At 64.5% G+C, this 18,284-nt stretch carries 16 protein-coding genes; 2 read left to right on the plus strand and 14 right to left on the minus strand.

The window, feature by feature from the left end; genetic code table 11:
- Window positions 1–13: 13 nt before the first annotated feature.
- The 5 genes from AC1DV8_RS17680 to AC1DV8_RS17700 all read right to left on the minus strand — a co-directional run bounded on the left by AC1DV8_RS17680 (window position 14) and on the right by AC1DV8_RS17700 (window position 5,302).
- Window positions 14–862 carry a carbohydrate ABC transporter permease gene (locus AC1DV8_RS17680; protein WP_477150453.1) on the minus strand — a complete coding sequence of 283 codons (849 nt, stop codon included), beginning with the start codon at window positions 860–862 and terminating at the stop codon, window positions 14–16.
- Window positions 852–1,787, minus strand: coding sequence for a carbohydrate ABC transporter permease (locus AC1DV8_RS17685; protein ID WP_477158338.1), 936 nt, complete (start codon window positions 1,785–1,787; stop codon window positions 852–854). Before AC1DV8_RS17685 ends, AC1DV8_RS17680 begins: the two co-directional genes overlap by 11 nt.
- 86 nt (window positions 1,788–1,873) lie before the next feature.
- Window positions 1,874–3,091, minus strand: a complete 1,218-nt coding sequence (locus AC1DV8_RS17690; RefSeq protein ID WP_477158339.1) for an ABC transporter substrate-binding protein — start codon at window positions 3,089–3,091, stop codon at window positions 1,874–1,876.
- A 101-nt stretch (window positions 3,092–3,192) separates the two neighbouring features.
- On the minus strand, window positions 3,193–3,969 hold the full coding sequence (locus AC1DV8_RS17695; protein ID WP_477150450.1) for a DUF4037 domain-containing protein: 777 nt from the start codon (window positions 3,967–3,969) through the stop codon (window positions 3,193–3,195).
- Between the two features lie 10 nt (window positions 3,970–3,979).
- Window positions 3,980–5,302 carry an alpha-L-fucosidase gene (locus tag AC1DV8_RS17700; RefSeq protein WP_477158340.1) on the minus strand — a complete coding sequence of 441 codons (1,323 nt, stop codon included), beginning with the start codon at window positions 5,300–5,302 and terminating at the stop codon, window positions 3,980–3,982.
- A 225-nt stretch (window positions 5,303–5,527) separates the two neighbouring features.
- Between AC1DV8_RS17700 and AC1DV8_RS17705 the strand changes: the two genes are divergently transcribed.
- Window positions 5,528–6,532 carry a LacI family DNA-binding transcriptional regulator gene (locus tag AC1DV8_RS17705; protein ID WP_477150448.1) on the plus strand — a complete coding sequence of 335 codons (1,005 nt, stop codon included), beginning with the start codon at window positions 5,528–5,530 and terminating at the stop codon, window positions 6,530–6,532.
- Between the two features lie 69 nt (window positions 6,533–6,601).
- Here AC1DV8_RS17705 and AC1DV8_RS17710 read toward each other — a convergent pair whose 3' ends face one another.
- The 4 genes from AC1DV8_RS17710 to AC1DV8_RS17725 form a co-directional block, all read right to left on the minus strand.
- Window positions 6,602–8,494 (minus strand): ABC transporter permease, encoded by a 1,893-nt coding sequence (locus AC1DV8_RS17710; RefSeq protein WP_477158341.1) that lies wholly within the window; start codon window positions 8,492–8,494, stop codon window positions 6,602–6,604.
- Window positions 8,495–8,505: 11 nt separating this feature from the next.
- On the minus strand, window positions 8,506–9,879 hold the full coding sequence (gene ngcE / locus AC1DV8_RS17715; RefSeq protein ID WP_477150446.1) for an N-acetylglucosamine/diacetylchitobiose ABC transporter substrate-binding protein: 1,374 nt from the start codon (window positions 9,877–9,879) through the stop codon (window positions 8,506–8,508).
- Between the two features lie 64 nt (window positions 9,880–9,943).
- A complete protein-coding gene (locus tag AC1DV8_RS17720; protein WP_477158342.1) occupies window positions 9,944–10,693 on the minus strand; it encodes a sugar isomerase domain-containing protein in 750 nt (249 codons plus the stop codon).
- A 13-nt stretch (window positions 10,694–10,706) separates the two neighbouring features.
- On the minus strand, window positions 10,707–11,645 hold the full coding sequence (locus AC1DV8_RS17725; protein ID WP_477158343.1) for a MurR/RpiR family transcriptional regulator: 939 nt from the start codon (window positions 11,643–11,645) through the stop codon (window positions 10,707–10,709).
- A 109-nt stretch (window positions 11,646–11,754) separates the two neighbouring features.
- Between AC1DV8_RS17725 and AC1DV8_RS17730 the strand changes: the two genes are divergently transcribed.
- A complete protein-coding gene (locus AC1DV8_RS17730; protein ID WP_477158344.1) occupies window positions 11,755–12,762 on the plus strand; it encodes an N-acetylglucosamine kinase in 1,008 nt (335 codons plus the stop codon).
- A gap of 17 nt (window positions 12,763–12,779) precedes the next feature.
- Here the strand turns inward: AC1DV8_RS17730 and AC1DV8_RS17735 are convergent, their stop codons facing one another.
- The 5 genes from AC1DV8_RS17735 to AC1DV8_RS17755 form a co-directional block, all read right to left on the minus strand.
- Window positions 12,780–13,031, minus strand: a complete 252-nt coding sequence (locus AC1DV8_RS17735; protein WP_477150442.1) for a hypothetical protein — start codon at window positions 13,029–13,031, stop codon at window positions 12,780–12,782.
- Window positions 13,032–13,140: 109 nt separating this feature from the next.
- Window positions 13,141–13,602 (minus strand): YbhB/YbcL family Raf kinase inhibitor-like protein, encoded by a 462-nt coding sequence (locus AC1DV8_RS17740; RefSeq protein WP_477158345.1) that lies wholly within the window; start codon window positions 13,600–13,602, stop codon window positions 13,141–13,143.
- Between the two features lie 295 nt (window positions 13,603–13,897).
- Window positions 13,898–15,232, minus strand: a complete 1,335-nt coding sequence (locus AC1DV8_RS17745) for an HlyD family type I secretion periplasmic adaptor subunit (protein WP_477158346.1) — start codon at window positions 15,230–15,232, stop codon at window positions 13,898–13,900.
- Window positions 15,232–16,950 carry a type I secretion system permease/ATPase gene (locus AC1DV8_RS17750; protein WP_477158347.1) on the minus strand — a complete coding sequence of 573 codons (1,719 nt, stop codon included), beginning with the start codon at window positions 16,948–16,950 and terminating at the stop codon, window positions 15,232–15,234. Before AC1DV8_RS17750 ends, AC1DV8_RS17745 begins: the two co-directional genes overlap by 1 nt.
- Window positions 16,951–17,018: 68 nt before the next feature.
- The coding region (locus AC1DV8_RS17755) for a hypothetical protein (protein WP_477158348.1) at window positions 17,019–18,284 on the minus strand (1,266 nt) is incomplete at its 5' end.

Genomic DNA, 18,284 nt, shown 5'->3' on the forward strand with positions numbered 1-18,284 from the left:
GGTTGGACGGGCGCTACCGCCCGCCCATGCCGGCGTTCAGGGCGATGCTGTTGTAGATCAGCTTCTGCAGCAGGATTGCCAGCACGATGCCGGGGAGCATGGAGAGGGCGGCGCCCGCCATGATGTAGTTCCACTGCGTGCCCTGCTGGGTCTGGAAGTGGGTGAGGCCGACCGGCAGGGTCGCGTTTTCCTGGCCGGTCATCACGATCAGCGGCCAGAGGAAGTTGTTCCACTGGGCGATGAAGGTGAAGAGCGAGAGGAGCCCGATGGCCGGCATCGACAGCGGCACGATGATGCTGATGAGGATGCGCAGCCGCGAGGCCCCGTCGATCAGCGCCGCTTCCTCGAGCGAGTCGGGGATCGAGAGGAAGAACTGGCGTAGCAGGAACGCCCCGAAGGTGCCGAAGGCCACCGGCAGGATGACGCCCTGGAAGGTGTTGACCATCCCGAGGCTGTTGACGATCAGGAACAGCGGGATGATCAGCATGATCGAGGGCACCATGAGCGTGCCGACATAGCCCAGCAGCAGGGCATCGCGGCCAGGGAATTTCAGGCGGGCAAAGGCGTAGCCGGCAAGGCACGAGACCACCACGGTGATCACAGTGACGCTGCCGGCGACGATCATCGAATTGAGGAAGAACCGGCCAAAGGGCAGCTCCGACCAGGCCTTGGCGAAATTGTCCCACTGGAACTCGTGCGGCAGGATGCGCACCGGGATGGCCAGCACCTCGGCGTTGGAGCGCACCGCGTTCGACACCATCCAGAAGAACGGGAACAGGAACAGCAGCGCCACCAGGATGAGCGCGCCATGGTTGAGGATATCGAGCGCCAGGGCGGCGCGGGAACGGGCCTTAGTTGTCATAGTGCACCCACTTGCGCTGCAGCCAGAACTGAAGGGCGGTTAGCGCCATGATCAGCGCGAACATCACCCAGGCGATCGAAGAGGCGTAGCCCATCTGGAAGTTCTGGAAGCCGCGCTGGTAGATGGCATAGCCCAGCGTAGCGGTGGCGTTGCCCGGACCGCCGCGGGTCATCACGTAGATCTGGTCGAACACCTGCAGCGAGGTGATTGCAGTCATCACCGTGCCGAAGAACAGCGTCGGCGAGATCAGCGGCAGGCGGATTTTCCAGAAGCGGTCCCAGGCGCTGGCGCCGTCGATTTTTGCCGCCTCGAGGTAGCTCGGCGGCACCATGTCGAGCGCGGCGTTGAACAGCACCGTGTTGTAGCCGACATTGGCCCAGAGCGAGACGATGATCACCGCCTGCATGGCGAGCGTCTGGTCGGTCAGAAGGTTCGGTACGCCCAGCGACAGCGACTTCATGATGAAATCGAAAAAGCCACCCGGCGCGAAGATCAGCATCCAGACAATGGCAACGGCGATTCCGGGCGTGAAGGTGGGGAGGAAAAACACCACCCGGAACCACCGTTGCCCTCGCTTGAGGCTCGCGATCCAGGTGGCGAGCCCAACCGAGATGATGATGTTCAGCACCAGGTATTCGACGGTGAAGAACAGGGTGTTGCGCAGCACGGTCCAGAACTGCGGGTCGGCGGTGAACAGCCGGACATAGTTGGCAACGCCGACGAAAGCGGGTTTGCCGAGCAGCTTCCAGTTGGTGAAGCTCAGCGCCAGCGAGGCGATGATCGGCACGACGAGAAAGAGGATAACGCCCAAGAGGCTGGGCAGGAGGAAGAAGAAGGCCGTGCGGCCGTCGCGCGGTCCGCTGCGCCGTCGCTGGCGGGCGGCGGGCGCACTGGCGGCGACCGCGGTATCCTGGATGATCGTCATGGGCACCTCCTCCCTGGCGGCGCCGCGTTGGCGCCGATGCACGGCTGAGGCGCCCGGCCGGCTGCTGACCGGCCGGGCGCCAGGGCTTACGGCAGCTGGCTCTGGATATCGGCCAGAACCGCGTCCGTGGTGTTGTCACCGTTGAGGGCCAGCGGGATGTACTGGGTGATCAGGTTCTCGAACTCGTTCCAGCTTTCGTTGATGCGGAACGGGGTCGAATGCTCGAAGGAATATTGCAGCGTCTCGCGTGCGCCGGCGATATCCTTGGCGGCCACGTCGTACCAGAACTTCTGCTCGGCGAGGCGGCCGGGCAGCGCGCGGCCGGCCGAAGCGAGGATTTCCGCGGCCTTGGGACCGGTCAGCACCTTGAGCGCCTTATACGCTTCGTCCTTGTGCTGGCTGGCGGCCGAGATGCCCCAGCCCGAGCCGGCGGTGATGTAGCGCGACGGGCCTTCGCCGCGCGGCAGCGGTGCGACACCGACCTTGAAGCCCACCGAGGCCTGGGTGGTCAGCAGCGACCACGGGCCGTCGATCACCATGGCCGCGTTGCCGGCGGCAAAGCGCCCGCTACCAGTCTGGGCGCCGGCGCCAGAGGCAAAGACCGGCGAGGCCTTGGCCACCGCTACGAGGTCGACGAGCTTACCCACCGCGGCGGCGTAGCCGGGGTTGGTCAGGTCGAACTGGTTGCCATCGTTGAAGTACTCGGCCCCAAGGGCGACCGGCTGGGCAATGAAGTCGAATGCCTGCACCGCATAGCCGTAATTGTCGCCGCTGGTGAGCTTCTCGGCGGCGGCCTTGAAGTCGTCGAAGGTCCAGTCGGGCTTGGGCTCGGCGAGCCCGGCCTCGGCGAACTTGTCGCGGTTGTAGAACACCAGCCACGGGCCGACGTCGTAAGGCAGGGCGTACTGCACGCCATCCTGCGACAGGCCGCTGATGATCGAAGATTCGAACACCGACTTGTCGAAGTTGTCCGCGGCGATGAACGGATCGAGCGGCTCGAGGACGCCATAGAAGCTCGGCATGCGCATCGACTGCATGGCCACGAGGTCGGCGATCTGGCCGGACGAGGCCAGCACCGGCAGGCGGGTCCAGTAGTCGGTCCAGCCGGAGAACTGCGGCGTCACCTTGATGTTGGGATATTCCTCAGTCACGAGGTCGGCGATGCTCTGGAATAGCGCGGTGTCCTTTTCGTCACCCCACATCTGCCAGGTGAGATTGACGGGGGCGTCCTGCGCCTGCACCTCAAGTGCGAAGGCCGAGCTGCCCACCAGAGCGGCGGCTGCCAAGATCAGAGATAGCTTCACGATAGTTCCTCCTCGGGATGTCGTTGGTTGTTCAGGCACGTGTGTCTTGGTCCTGCACGAGGGCGCCCTCCTCACTTGGCGCGGCGACGTGCGGGGCGGACCTATTCGGCGACCAGCACCTCCAGATCGGCGATGACGGCGATCAGTTCGGTACGCTGGCGCTGCCAGTCGTCGCCCGGCTCAAGAATGGCCGTCATTCGCGCGATGAAATCGGGCGGCAGCCGAGCGAAGTCCTTGGCGATGGCCAGATTCCAGCCGTCGCCCGGGTAGTAGGTGCGGTTGATGGCGAACACGACCTGGTTGATCGCATTCACAAGCTTGCCGGTGAGCCCGACCAGGAACACCAGATCGCGCCGGGTCACCTTGCTGGCGTAGTGGTAGTCGGCGGCCCAGTAGCGCAGCACCTCGAGGTGCTGGGTGATGATCGAGTCCCGCAGCGCTTCCGGGTAGGTGGCGAGCTGGGCCTTCCAGCCCGCCAGGATACCCTGCGGGTCGACGATGATCTGTTGGTGGGCGAGATCGGTGGGCAGGTGGTAGCCCCAGATCGTCCACTCATAGTGCTTGGTGGCGCCGCGGCCGGCGATCCACGCGTCGAGGTCGGCCTGCACGCCGGCGTAACTGCGGGCCCAGACGCCGTCGAGGCGCAGTCCCTTGGCCTCCCAGCCCTGCAGCACTTCGTCGAACTGCTTCCAGGCCTTGGTCTGGCGCAGTTCGGGGCCCTTGAACCGATCGGCATAGACCCGGAAGTCGTAGTCCGACTGCGAGTCGGAGCGGTGCTTGGCCCGCGATCCGCCGAGCGACACCGCGCCGTCGCCGCTTTCCGCCAGTTCCGCGATGACCGGGGTCATCGTGGCGAACAGTTCTTCCTCCAAGCTCATCCGCCGGCCCTCAGGTGTTGAGGATCAGCTCGATCACCGGCACGACGACGTCCGGCTTGATGACCGGCAGCTCGAGCGTCAGCATGCCGCTGCCGACGGCGACGCCGATGTTGGAGTCCACCTCGGCCTTTGGGTCGAGCCAGTGGATCTCGCTGCCATCGTGCAGGAACTGGGCGTACTTCACCTTGCCGCCCAGCCCATCGATATGGATGTGGCGGAACGGCCAGGTCTGCACGTGGACGTAAAGCCGGTCGCCAACCTGCGTGAACTTGCAGCCATTGGGCGGGGTGAAGTCCGAGGGCCCTGCCCCGTAGATCGAACGGGCGTTCACCCGCATCCAGTCGCGATAAACGCCGAGCGCCTGCTCGGCTCGCACGTCGAACGTGCCGCGGGCGGTGGGGCCGACATTCATCAAGAGGTTGCCGCCGAGGGCCACGGAGTCGATCAGGAGGTTGATGAGCTGGCCCGGATCCTTCCAGGTGCTCTCGTCGCGGTGGTAGCCCCACGAGCCGCTGAAGGTGTGGCAGACTTCCCAGCGGACGGGCTTGCCCTGCCAGGTCGGCGCAACGCGCGGGGTATACTGCTCGGGGGTCGCGAGGTCCTTGGGATGGTTGCCGTCCGTCGGCAGGTCGAGGCGGTCGCCAACGATGATGCTGGGCTGCAGCTGGCGCACCAGCGCGATCAGCTCTTCGCTCTCCCAGTCGTTGCGGCCCTTGCCGGGCATGCCGCGATATTCGCGCTTGGGATAGCTGAAATCGAACCAGATGACGGAGATCTCGCCGAAATTGGTCAGCAGTTCGGTGACCTGGTTGCGCATGTAGGCTGCGTACTTCCGGACGTCGCGGCTCTTGTTGATCTCCAGCGCATCGGGGTGATTGCGCATGGGATGGATGCCGTCGATCGGGAATTCCGGATGGTGCCAGTCGATCAGCGAATAGTAGAAGCCGACCTTGAGGCCCTCGGCGCGAAACGCTTCGACGTAGGCCTTCAGGAGGTCCTTGCCATAGGGGGTATTGGTCGCCTTGTAGTCGGTGAAGGCACTGTCCCACAGGCAGAAGCCTTCATGGTGCTTGGCGGTCAGCACCACGTATTTCATCCCGGCTTCCCGGGCGCGCCGCGCCCATTCGCGCGGATCGTAGAGATCGGGGTCGAAGTTCTCGAAGTACTTGGCGTAGTCCTCCGCGGGGATCTCCTCACGGTGCTGCACCCACTCGTGCCGCGCGGCCATCGCGTACAGGCCGAAGTGGATGAACATGCCGAAACGGTCATCCGTGAACCAGGCTTTGCCGCCCTCGGACCCGACCCGACCGTTGGTTGCCGCAGTACTATTCAATCTTTCCTCCCATATCCCGGCTTCGCATCGAATGCATATCGAACCGGTTCGATCGGTAACTTGATTTGGGATGGTGGCGGAGTCAACCCCATTCCGAACGGCTATCCGAATTTGAGATTTCCCTTGCAGAACCGCACGCGAATGCTACCAATCTGGGCATTCCCGGGCGGGCCGGGCACCTGGGTGCTCGTGCCGCTAAGCCATAGAAGCGGTTCGACAAAATCAATGGCCACAATTCGTGATGTTGCGAGACTGGCCGACGTCTCGGTCTCGACCGTCTCGCTGGCCCTGAGCAACCCGGGCCGCGTCAGCCAGAAGACACTCGAGCGGATACGCACGGCCGTCGAGGCGGTGGGCTATGTCGCCGATCCACTGGCCCAGAGCCTTGCCCGAGGCCGCAGCCGCCTGATCGGCCTCGTTGTCGGCAATGTCGGTAACCCGTTCTTCGGCGATATCCGGCGCGAGCTCGAGAACTATGCCATCGAGCACAACCACTTCGTGCTGATCACGGACTCGTCCGGCAAGCCCGACCGCGAGCGGGCACTGGTGGAACATCTCTCCGGCCTCAAGGTCGCCGGGCTGGCGCTGGCGCCGTCGGGACACGACCGGGAGTATGTGGATTTCATCCAGGGGCTGAAGATCCCGACGGTCTGCTTCGACCAGAAGGTGGCCGGCATAGAGCGGGATTTCGTCGGTTCGGACAACCACCTGGCCGGCGCCATGCTCACCGAGCACCTGCTGCAGCTTGGCCATCGGCGCATTGCCTTCATCGCCGGCCCAAAGCACATGCACACCGCCTCAGAGCGGCTGCGCGGCTTCACCGATACCATGGCGAGCGCCGGCGTCGAGGTGAACCCAAATCTCGTGGTGGATGGCCAGTTCACCCGCGGTGCCGGCTATGAGGCCGCAATGCGCCTCTTGATCCAGCCGGAGCGGCCGACCGCGATCATCGGCGCCAACAATGCGGTGTCCCTCGCGGCGCTGCAGGCGATGCAGGAGCTTGGCTTCAACTGCCCGGACGACATTTCGCTGGCGATGATCGACGACGTGCAGTGGAGCAGCGTGATCACCCCGCGGATCACCATGGTGATCCAGGACACGATGAAGCTGGGCGGCATCATCGCCCGCCGGATCCTCCATCGCATGAGCCCGGAAGGCGCCGCCGATCCGGTTCAGGACTTCGTCCTGGCGCCGAAGTTCGTGCCGGGCAGCTCATGCAAGCGGCTGTGATCGCACGAGCTTAACCACCGAGCCCTCACGCCGCGCACGGATGCGCGGCGCAATAGCGTTTGGGCTGAGCTATTTCAGCATGCCGGTTTGCACCGAACCCTGCAGCTGGCGCTGGAAGATGATGTAGGTCACCAGCACCGGCAGCACGGTGATCACGACGGCGGCGAACAGGGCTCCGAAGTTGACCGCGTAGCCCGCCTGCGAGGCGAACGACGCCATGCCCTGGCTCAGCACGTAGTTGGCGGTGTTGGTGTTGAGCGCGATCGGCAGCAGGAACTGGTTCCAAAGGCCGAGGAAGTTGAAGATCGCCACCGACGCGATGCCTGGCTTCGCCATTGGCAGCATGATGGTGAAGAAGATGCGCCACGGACCGGCGCCATCGATCATCGCCGCCTCGGCAATCTCCTGCGGCAAGGTGCGGAAGAAGGCGTAGAGGAAGAACACCGTGAACGGCAGCGCGAACGCCACATAGGTGATGATCAGGCCGGGGAAGGTGTTCAGCAGGCCAAAGCTCCTGAGCGTCTGGAACAGTGGCACCACGGCGAGGAAGATCGGGAACGTCAGCCCGGCCAGCATCAGGTAGTAGATGATCTTGCTGCCTTTGAACTCGTAGCGCGCCAGGTAATAGGCGCACATGGAGCCAAGCAGCATGACGATGGCGAGCGCACAGCCGACGACGATGACCGTGTTGACGAAATAGGTACCGATGCTCGCCGTGGTCCACGCCGACACGTAGTTGTCGAAGTTGAAGCTGGTGGGCAGCGTGAAGGGCGACCCGAAGATCTGCTGGGTGGTCTTGAACGAGCTCATCAGCACCCAGAGCAAGGGCGCGCAGATGATGACGACCCAGGCGATCAGGGCGACGTGCGAAATCGTGGCGACGGTCTTGTCCGTCCAGATCGTCTTCTTCGCCACCGGATGCTCGAGCTGGCCAATCGGCTTTGCCTGCGTCGCGACGGGAGCTGCGCGAACCAGCGGCGCGACCGAAGTGCTGACCGGCTCCGATTTGGGCGGGCGACCGGTCCACCAGAAGACGAGGAATACCAGCGCCGCGAAGACCAGCGTGATGATCGCCAGGGTTGCGCCCATCGACGTCGCGTAGCCGAACTTGCCCTTCTTGAAGGCCGTGTTCAGCAGGTGCTGCGAGATGACGACGGTGGAGTTGGCAGGGCCACCCGACGGGTTCAGCGCCTGCATGTAGACGAAGGCGTCGAGCGCGAGGATGCCGAGATAGACATAGGCGGTGCGGATGTTGTCGCGGATCATCGGCACGGTGACGGAAATGGCGGTGCGGAAGCGCCCTGCCCCATCGACGCGCGCGGCCTCGTAGACCTCGGCCGGAATGCCTTTGATCGCTGCGATGAACAGCACCATGTAGAAGCCGACCATCGACCAGGCGATGACGAAGATCGAAGCGCCCATGGCGGTCCGCTCGTCGCCCAGCCAGGCGAACGACTTGAAGAAATCGAACCCCAGCGCCGTCAGAATGCCGTTCAAGAGGCCGCTGGAGGGGTCATACATCTGCGCCCAGAGGATGCCGATGACGATCGCCGGGACGGTGTAGGGGAAGAACGAAATGACCCGGTAGATGCCGGAATGCTTGAGACCCTGGATTTGCCCGCGGGTCACGCCGCCAATGGTCACCAGCGTGGCCAGCGTCACCGACAGGATGATGACGAGCGGCGGCAGGACCAGGACCAGCACAATGGAGTTGTAGACGGCCTTGGTGAAAACCGGGTCGCTCAGCAAGGTGAGATAGTTGGTCAGGCCCACGAAGTTCATCTTCTTCGAGAAGCCTGACCAATCAGTCATCGAGTAGTAGAAGGCCTGCACGAATGGCGAGATCACGAAGATCACGTAGATCGCCAGCGGAAGTCCGAGGAACACCAGCGCGAAGCCGCTGTTCTCGAGGCTTGGTAGTTTCCACCGGCGGGTTGTCGTCGTGACCGGTGCGCTCGCCATCGTGCCTTCCATCACTTCACTTCGACTTTCGTGACAGAGGCATCATTGTACACGGCGTCAGTGATCGCCTGCAACGCAGCGGTGAAGGCCGCCACGTCGAGCTTGCCATCGAGGAAGCTGTTCCAGACGACGAGTTCGTCCTGGTTCGTGCCGTAGAGATCGAACGAGTTCCAGGTGAAGACGTCGTTGCCGGCGTCGGCCAGGAGCTTGCTCTGCGAGACCAGAGCGGTCGAACCGAAACCGTCGGCAGGAACGGTGTCCTTGACGATGGTCGGAGCGAGCTTGGTCTTGGCAAAGTTCGTCGCGGCTTCCTTCGAGAGCATCGTGCGGAGCAGTTCCTTGCCACCGGCAAGGTTGAGAGCCCCGAGCGGGATGATGAAGGGCTCGCCCGCCGTGGCGTGGAGAGCCGTCTTGGGCAGCTTGTCGTTCTCGTCGATCGACAGTTCCGGCATACCGGTCATCCGGAAACCTTCCTTGGTCGCCGGCTTCATCTCGTTCTCGATCCACGAGCCCGAGGGGTAGAGGAGGAACGACTGGTCGTTCGACCACTGCGCCTGGGCAGCGGTGAACTGGGTACCAGCGCCACCCGGCTTCATCATGCCGCCCTGGATGATCTCATAGAGCGAGGTGAAGACCGACTGGAACGCCGGATGCGACCAGAAGCCCGGAGTGAAGTTGTCGACGGCGAGACGCACCTCGTCGCCGCCGGCCTTGATCGCCGAAGCGACCGCGGTCGTGCGGTAGTAGGTGGCGGCTTCCTTGCCCCAACCGAACAGGTAGAGGTTCTTTTCCTTGGCCTTCTTGCCGAGCTCGATGGCTTCGGCCCAGGTGGTCGGCGGGGTCCAGCCATTGTCTTCGAACAGCTGAGCCGAATACCAGATGCCGTAGACGGTCATCACGTAGTTGAGCGCGATGAACTTGTCGCCGAAGGTGCCCGGCTTCTCGACGCCACCCACCAGGGTGTCGCGGATCTTGACGCCTTCGAGGCTCGGAGCGTCGAGCACCGAGTTCATGTCTTCGAGCTGGTCGATGATGGCCGCAAAGCCGATGGCCTGAGCGCCGGAGTTGTCGATCAGGTCAGGCGGGTTGCCGCCAAGGAAGCGCGGCTGCAGTTCCTGAGCGATCTGGGTCGACGGGGACACCTTCACGGTGACGGTCGGGTGGTTCTTCTGCACGAGGGCGGCAGCGAACTCGACATAGTCAATGCCGTAGCCGCCGTTGAAAATCACGGCGTCAACGGCCGAGCCGTCGGCCAGGCCGAACGGGTTGGCGGCATCCTGAGCGAGCGCGCTGGTCGAACCCAGCAGCCCGCCGAACGGCGCTGCCGCCGCCAGGGCCGTCGTGCCGAGCAAAAAGCTACGGCGATCGATAGTTTTCTTGAACATTTAGTTCCTTCCCTTCTCCAAGTATTTTAGTCGTTAGGCCTCACGCCAAACGAGCCGCAATCCCTCAGGATTCCCCGCGGATCCGTTTGCCGTAAAGATCTTCGAGGGCGCGGTTGTGCTCGTCGCCCCCGGGGATATTTGCCGAAATGTAGAGAGGCGGCTTCTTGCCGCGCTGCTGCAGCGACTGCGCTACGCCGATGGTGATGCGCTGCGCGATGAAGGCTGCCGTGATCGAGGAGACTGCGCCTACGCCCATGCCACCCTCCAGTTCCAGGGTACTGTCGCCGAAGGGTGCCAGGTTGTCGATGACGATGTCGGCCACTTCGCTCAGCCGCTTGCCGCTCGGATGCTTGGGCGTGACGCGGTTGGTGTGCTCGAGGCTGGTGACGGCGATCAGCTTGTGACCGCGCGCCTTGGCAGCGAGCGCCAGGCCGACGATCGAGCCGTTGACGCCCGAGTTGGAGGCGATGATGAAGATGTCATTCTGGTCAATGTCGTAGAGCGACAAGAGGTTCTCGGCGACGTTGGGGTCACGCTCCAGCGCAGCGCCACCGAGGATCGAGATGTCCCTGCCGCCGCGCAGCACCAGGGCGCGCAGCGGGATGCGGTTGGCGGCGATCAGGCCGCCGGCGCGACCGGCGATCTCCATCGCAAAGGCCTCCGAGTGGCCGGTGCCGAAAGCCTGCACCACGCCGCCGGCCGCCACCGCGTCGGTGATCAGGGCGATCGCGTCGTCGATCGGCCCCTTGGCCGCCGCCAGGCGCTCGAGGCGGCTCGTGACTTCATGCAGGAACTGGGTCGTCAAATCGGTCATAATAAACTCGGTTTCAGGACAACTGGTTGGCCGGGCCGCGCGTGGCCGGCCGGAACGAAGGCGCGCCGCGCAGCGGGCGGCGTCGGGGTGCAACGGCAGCGCCAGAGGCGGCGAGAAGCCGCGTGGTGCGGTCGAAGTTGGACTGCGCAATCAGCAGGTAGAGCAGGTCCACCACGAACAGCTGGCAATGCCGCGCCGAGAGGTCGGCGGGCTGCAGGTAGCCATCGGGCGAAGCCGCGATCAGCACCTCGTCGGCGACCCGCGCCAGCGGCGAGTCCGGGTTGCCGGTGATCGCCACCGCGTAGGCGCCCGTGGTCTTGGCGAGCGTCAGCATCTCAATGGTCTCTTCGGTGCGGCCGGTGTTGGAAATGCCGATCGCCACGCATTTCTTGTCGAGGATGGCGGCACTGGTCAGCCCGTTATGCACCTCGGCCCAGGCGTGAACGTTGATGCCGATGCGATAGAGCCGCGACTCCGTCTCCAGCGCGGTCAGCGCGCTGCCGCCGACGCCATAGACGTCGACATGGCGCGACTTCACGATGGTGTCGGCCACGCGCATCGCGGTGGGCATGTCGAGGAGGCCGGAGGTGGTCTGCAGCGACAGCACGTGGGTGTTGAGCAGCGCCCGCCGGATGTCATCGGGGGCATCGTGCGGGCCGAAGGAGCGACCGATGTCGGCGATCCAGGCGGCCTGCGCCCCGCCGCGACCGACATCCTCGGCGATGGCGACACGCAACTGGGCATAGCCGGTATAGCCGATGGTCCGGCAGAACCGAGTTACGCTGGCGGCGGAGGTGCCGGCACGCTCGGCGAGTTCGGTGATCGAGAGGCTCAGCGGAGCGGTCGGATCGTCAGCGAGGACAGCTGCGATTTTGGTCATCGTCGCCGGCATCTGAGACTGTAAGGTCTCGATGCGATCCAGAACGCTGAACGTCTTTGCGGCGGCGGTCATCTATGCTAGCGAACCCTTGCTCTGAAAATTGCTCTCAAGAAGGCCTGCGAGTGAGTGAAAACAATTCTTATCCAGCAAGTTTGGCGTTTGCAAGCGGGCCGTTGACGCCATGAGCAGGGTTTTGCTGGCCATCGATGTCGGTGGATCAACCTCGCGCGCCTCACTTGTCGACGAGACCGGCCGCTGCCTCGGCCAGGGCCGCAATCTGGGCGGTAACCCGGCTTCGAACACGCCGGAACAGGCGGCGTCGGCCATCATTTCGGCCGTCGAGGCGGCCGTAGCCGATGCGGGGAACGGCCCATTCGACATCGCAGTGGCCCTGATCGCACTCGCTGGTCCGCGCGTCCGCGTGGCGCAAAGCCGCCTCGAGGAGGCGTTCCGGGGACTGGGGCTGAGTGGTCCGCTGGTTTTCGGGGCCGACCTCGCAGCGATGTTCGCCTCGGTCACCGCCGCGGCGGATGGCTATTGCCTCGTCTGCGGTACGGGCGCCGGTGGAGTGCGGCTGCGCGGCGGCGTCATCGAAGGGGTGGTCGACGCAGCGGGCTGGCTGGTGGGTGATCTCGGCTCGGGGTACTGGCTCGGCCACCATGCTGCCATTGCCGTCGCCGCGGCGCTCGAGGGTCGAGGTGAAAAGACCTCCCTTTCGGCCGCCATGCTCGAGGCGTTCAACATTCCCTGGTCCGATGAGCAGGCGCCCGACGGCCGGGCTGTGCCACTGCGGCTGTTCATCGACGCGGTCTACTCGATCAGGCCGATCGAATTGGCACGCTTCGCTCCGCTGGTCATCGCGCACCGTGGCGATGCGGTCGCCGATCGGCTGCTCGCCCAGGCCGAACGCTACCTGCTCGCCGACTTCAAGATGATATTCGATCCGCAAATGCCCGGGCCGGTCGCGCTCGGCGGCGGCATCATTCCGCATCTCAAGGGGCTACCCGCAGCAGTCGGCGAGGTGATCAGGGCCGCCGGGCACTTCCCCGACATCCGCCTCGCCGGCGACGGGTCGGTGGGCGCTATCGTCCTCGCGCTACGCGCCATCGGCATCACGGTCGACGAACCCATGATGCAGGCCATCGCGGCCTCGATAGCGGCGCGTAACACGAAGGCCGTCGCGTCCTAGCGGGTGACTCGGGGCGCCTAGGAATGCGGCTGCGGCTTCTGGCGGACCTCGGCGGTTTTGTCGACGGTCGCCTTGTCGCCGATGCGGTTGCCGTGATCGTTGAGATCGCGGCCGAAATCGTCCTGGTTGTCGTCGATCTGCTCGGCAAGCATCTCCGCACCGGTCTCTGCGCGTTCCCGGCTATCGCCGGCCTCGCCGATGATCGCTGCGGCCCTGGCGCGCGAGATGCCGAACTTGTTCGCGAGTTCCTGAGGTTGGTACTGGGCCATTTCGCTCTCCCGACTTGATGAAAATCAACGACTGCGCGGGCGCTAGGTTGCGCTTTTCGGCCGGATGAACTGCATTATCAGCCACGCATCGGACAGAGCGCGGCAGATGTCAGCGCTCGTAGGTGCCGACGAGGTCGGCTTCCTCGATGGCGTGCTTGCGAGCCTCGCGCCAGACTGCTTCGGCATCGAAATCGGCAGGAATGGCGAGGGTGGGCACATCGAGCGCGGTGAGTCGGAAATGATAGTGATGCACCCCGTGCCCCTTCGGCGGTGCCGGTCCGTCGTAGCCGGCATTGCCGAAATCGTTCCGGCCGTAGCGCAAGGCGTGATCGGTTCCGCCATCGATGCTCTCGGGCAGGTGATCCTGGTTGGCAGGGATGTTGTAGACTGCGAAGTGGCGGAAGGTGCCGCTCGGCGCATCCGGGTCCTCGACAACGAGGGCGAAACTGCGCGTGTTTTCCGGGGCGCCGGTCCATGTCAGCGGCGGCAACTGGTTCTCGCCGTCGCGGGTGTATTTCCTGGGGACGGTCGCGCCTTCGGTGAAGGCCGGACTGCTGATGGTGAGCGACATGGTGCGTGCTCCCTGGCCGCGGAACCGGCGCGGCTCCTATGACGGAGTGCAATGATCGATGTCCGCATTCGTTCCAGGTTTTCCGGTACCGCAGTGCCCTCGATCGCAGCCTCACCGGTTCACTAAGGCGTGAGGGCGGGTTCCCCGTCGAAAACGCAGGAACCATCCGGGGCGCGCCGCGTTGTGGTGCTGCAGTTCAAATTCGTCCGAAAGGACATAGGAGAATTGCAAGGCGGCAGGAGAATCAAACCTCTCCTGCCGTCCCTTTTTTGTCCGGCGCGTCTTGTGTTGCGCGCTAGCGCTCGCGGAATGACTGGTCGAGCGACGCAAACAGTGGCCCCACGATATAGTCGAGCGCCGTGCGCTCCTTGGTGGTGATCATCACTGCTGCCGGCATGCCGGGATAGAGCTGAATCTCTGGGCTTTCGGCGAGTTCGTTCGCATCGACCGCCACGCGGGCGACATAGTACGGCACCTGGGTCCGCGCATCGGTCAGCCGGTCGGCCGAGATGTCGGTGACATTGCCGTGGATCAGCGGAGTGATCCGTTGCTTGTAGGAGATGAAGTGAACTTCGGCGCGCATCCCGGGGGCGATGTCGGCGATGTCCTCGACGCGTATCTTCGCCTCGACGATCAGCGATCGTTCTTCGGGTACGATATCGAGCAGGCGCTCGCCCGCGGCGATCACCCCACCTACCGAGAAGACGGCAAGATCGACGATGCGACCGGCATAGGGGGCACGCACCTGCGTCCTTGCCAGCGCGGTCGCGGCCGCGTGCTGGCGAGGAGCGAGATCGAGAAGCTTGGACTGCACCTCGGAGAGCTGCTGGGTGACCTCGGCGAGCCGGTCGCGTGAGAGTTGCGAGACCTGCTGGGCATTCTCCTCGATCGCCCGCAGGTTGGATGCGACCGTCGCTTCCAGGGAGGCGATCTGTCCCTCGATGCCCTTGGCCGTCCGATCGAGCTGCAACAGGCGCGGCTGCTCGATGAGACCGTTGTCGTAAAGCTCCTGCAGCTTGGCGCGTTCGGTCACTACCGAGTCCAGCTGGTCGCGCAGCGCCTGCGCCTGTGACTCGCTGCCGGTGATCTGTGCGCTCAGTTGCGAGCGGCGTTCACCGAGTATGCGTGTCTGGCCCTCAATGGCGGCGCGGCGGCTCTCGAACTCGCGCTGCTGGTTGTCCATCGCGGCGCCGGCGGTTGCTTCGGTGAGTTCCGGCGGGAAGGCGATTGTCGGTGCGGCGTCCCGCTCGGCCAGGAGGCGGGACTGCATGGCCCGCAGATTGATCGTCTGCTGCTGCAGGATGTCGAGCTCGGCGCGCGTGGCCGTGTCATCGAGGACGATCAGCACGTCGCCGGCCGCAACGGTGTCGCCATCGCGAAACCGCAGTTCCTTGACGACGCCGCCATCTGGATGCTGCACGCTTTTCCTGTTGCCTTCGACCTTGACGACCGCCTCGCCGACCACCGCTGCGTTGAGCGGCGCAAGGGCGGCCCAGCCGCCCAGGCCGCCAAAGAACAGCGTCAGGATGACAAACCCCGCCCGGATCGGCCCGGCTGCGGAATCGCTGTTTTGCCCCGGATTGGAGCGCATGGCAGCTGGCGGCGGGAGGCTGGCGAAAGCTTGCGACATCAGCCGGTCGCTGCCGTCTCGGCAGCCCCCTCTTCCCTGGGCAGTGCCGTGGTCGCTGGCACGTTCAGCCGACGCAGGAATTCGCTTCGTTCGCTGAACACCTCCACGGCGCCATCGCGCAGGACCAGTATCTTGTCGACCGTTGCGAGCGAGGCAGCACGATGCGAGATGATGACGACGGTCGTCCCTCGCCGCTTGAGCTGGGCAACGCATTCGGCCAGCGCCTGGTCCCCCTCGGTATCGAGGTTGGAGCCGGGCTCGTCGAGGAGCACCAGGCTCGGATTGCCAAAGACAGCGCGAGCGAGGGCGACCCGCTGCCGGAAGCCGCCCGAGAGCACCACGCCGCCTCCGCCAATCTCGGTGTCATAGCCAGCGGGCAGGCGCAGGATCATGTCATGTACGCCGGCGAGCTTTGCAGCTTCGACAATCCGGTCGTCCGCCTCAGTGGCGAAACGTCCGATATTTGCGGCAACGGTGTCGGAGAACAGCTCGATGTCCTGCGGCAGATAACCAATGTGCTGGCCCGCCAGCCAGGTGGTGACATCGGCGCTGTCGAGGCGGACGGCGCCGGCACTCGGACGCAGCACACCAACCATTTGGCGCGCCAGAGTGGACTTGCCGGCCCCGGAAGGGCCGATGATGCCGATGGACTCGCCGGGCTCGAGACTGAAAGTGACGTTGCGCAGGATTGGCCGGGGACTGCCCTGTGGGATGTAAAGCAGGCCCTCGACGGCCAACCTGCCCTGCGGTCGAGGCAGGGCGGTGGTGCGCTCGGAGCCGGGGTACGCGATCAGCAGGTCCCGCACCCGCTGCCATGCGCCGTGCGCAGAAACGAGGCCGCGCCATTGGCCCACCGTCTGCTCTACGGGCTGCAGCGCGCGGCTCAGCAGGATTGAGGCGGCGAACATCACGCCCGCCGTGGCGAGCCGCTCGATGACGAGATAGGCCCCCAGTCCCAGGATTACCGATTGCATCGACAGGCGAACGAACTTGACGAAGCTCTGCATGGTGGCCGCGCGGTCGCTGGCGGTCACCTGGCGGTCGAGTACCCTGTTGCGATCCCTGCTCCAGCGATTGAGGAGCCCACCGATCATGCCCATGGCGCGAACCACTTCGGAGTTGCGCAGGCTCATCTCGGTGAAGGCGTAGTTTCTCGACGCCGCCGCGTTGGATTCGCTCATGGGTGCGCGAACCAGCCATTCGGTCACCAGAGCAAGCGCGATCAGAGCGAGCGCCGATCCCAGGGCGAAGAAGCCGAGCCATGGATGGAGCAAGAAGATGACCGCGATGTAGATGGGCGCCCACGGCAGGTCGAGGATCGCGTGGATGCCACTGCCGGTTATGAACTGGCGAACGCTGTCGAAGTCCCGCAGCGGCTGGCTGCTGGATGCCGAGCCCCCCTGCAGGTCGACGCTGGCGGCGACCACCCGGCTCGCCAGCATGGTGTCGAGCCGCACGCTCGCGCGGGTCAGGATGCGAGCGCGAACCACGTCCAGTCCGGCGAGGGCGATGAAGGCCAGGGCCAGCGCGACGGTGAGCATGACCAGCGTCGTCACGCTGCCGGAGGAAACGACCCGGTCATAGACCTGCAACATGTAGATCGGGCCAGCTAGGTACAGCACGTTGGTTGCGAGGCTGAACAAGGCGGCGGCCTGGAAGTAGCCGCGGCACGCCGCCATTACCCGGCGGATCTCATCGCTTTTTGGTTTTGTTGCCATGATCGCGGTTCACCGGCTGACTGCCCACTTGCGCGGGCAGTCAGCCTTGTTCCTAGCGGTTGCCCCACTCAACCGCCGTCATTGGCATAAACGAAGGTATTCACGCCCAGGAACGTCATGCCGGTATTGTTGAAGAAATCGAGCTCGGAGTGGATCGTATCACCCGACAGCTCGTTGCCGGCCGTGGCGTTCTCCGTGTTGGACGCGTTGTTCCAGATGGTCCCGCCACCTGCCTTGACGGCCGAACCGCCGCCCCAGTTCTCCCAACTCGAGCCGGCATTGCCACCATTGGTGACCTGCAGCCAGTCGATTGCCTGGTCGAGGTACTTGTGCGGGCTGTTCGGATCCGAGGCATCGCCGATCGGATTGCCGGCCAGGTAGTTGAGCCAGGTCGCGACAGCGTCCCTCGCCAGCACGAAGCGGGTGTCTTGCTGGTCCTTGGTGGACGAGTTGATGACCTTGAGGGCGTCGGCCAGGGAGATGAAGAATGTGTCCTCACCATTGTTGGTGATGCCATCCTTGCTGTAGTCGCCGATCAACAGGCCGGCGGTGTTGTCCTTGGCGCCGTCGTTGTTCGAGTCCACCTTGTAGACCAGCTCGCCCGAAGCGAAGTTCGAACCGGACTTCGTCTCGTTGCCCGCTGTTCCGTCCCAGAACATCTTGCCCAGATTGCCCCAGAAACCGGGAGTGCGGACACCCGGGCCGGCAACAGCCTCGACCGTTGCCGTATCGGATGCAGACGCCGTCGAGCCGTCGTCGTCGACAGCGCTGACGGTGGCCGTGTTGGTGAGAGTCTGGCCGGCGGCGATGTTGACATTGGTCGTGTACTTGAACGCCCAGGTCTCGCCGGTTTCGAGCAGGCTGTCCTGATCGCCTCCGGACTTCACGAGGGTCACGCCGGCCTGCAAGGCGCCGTCGACCATCAGGTTGACGTCGGCGAAGCTGCCCATGTCGTCCACGAGGTCGTCCAGCGTCAGCGGGTCGATGTTTGCCGTGCTGGTGTTGGTCACCTGATACATGTAGGTGACCGAGTCGCCGCCGGCCTGGACTGTCTCCTTGTCGTTGAAGACGTTGTCCCCATTGGCATCGACGGTTTTGACGATGGCAATGGTGGGCGCGACGTCGGTGATCGTCACCGTCGCCGTGTCGTCGTCGGTCGCTTCGGTGCCCTCGTCATCGGTCCCTGTCACCGTCACCACGTTGGTGATGTCGTCGCCGACATTGCCGGTCTGGTCCTTGGCGGTCGCCGTGTAGATCCAGGTCTCGCCCTTCTCCAGCAGATTGTCGCCATCGTCGCCGCTCACGTAGTTGGCGCTGATGTCACCGAGCACATC

The sequence above is a fragment of the Devosia sp. P3_B2 genome, assembly GCF_056402875.1.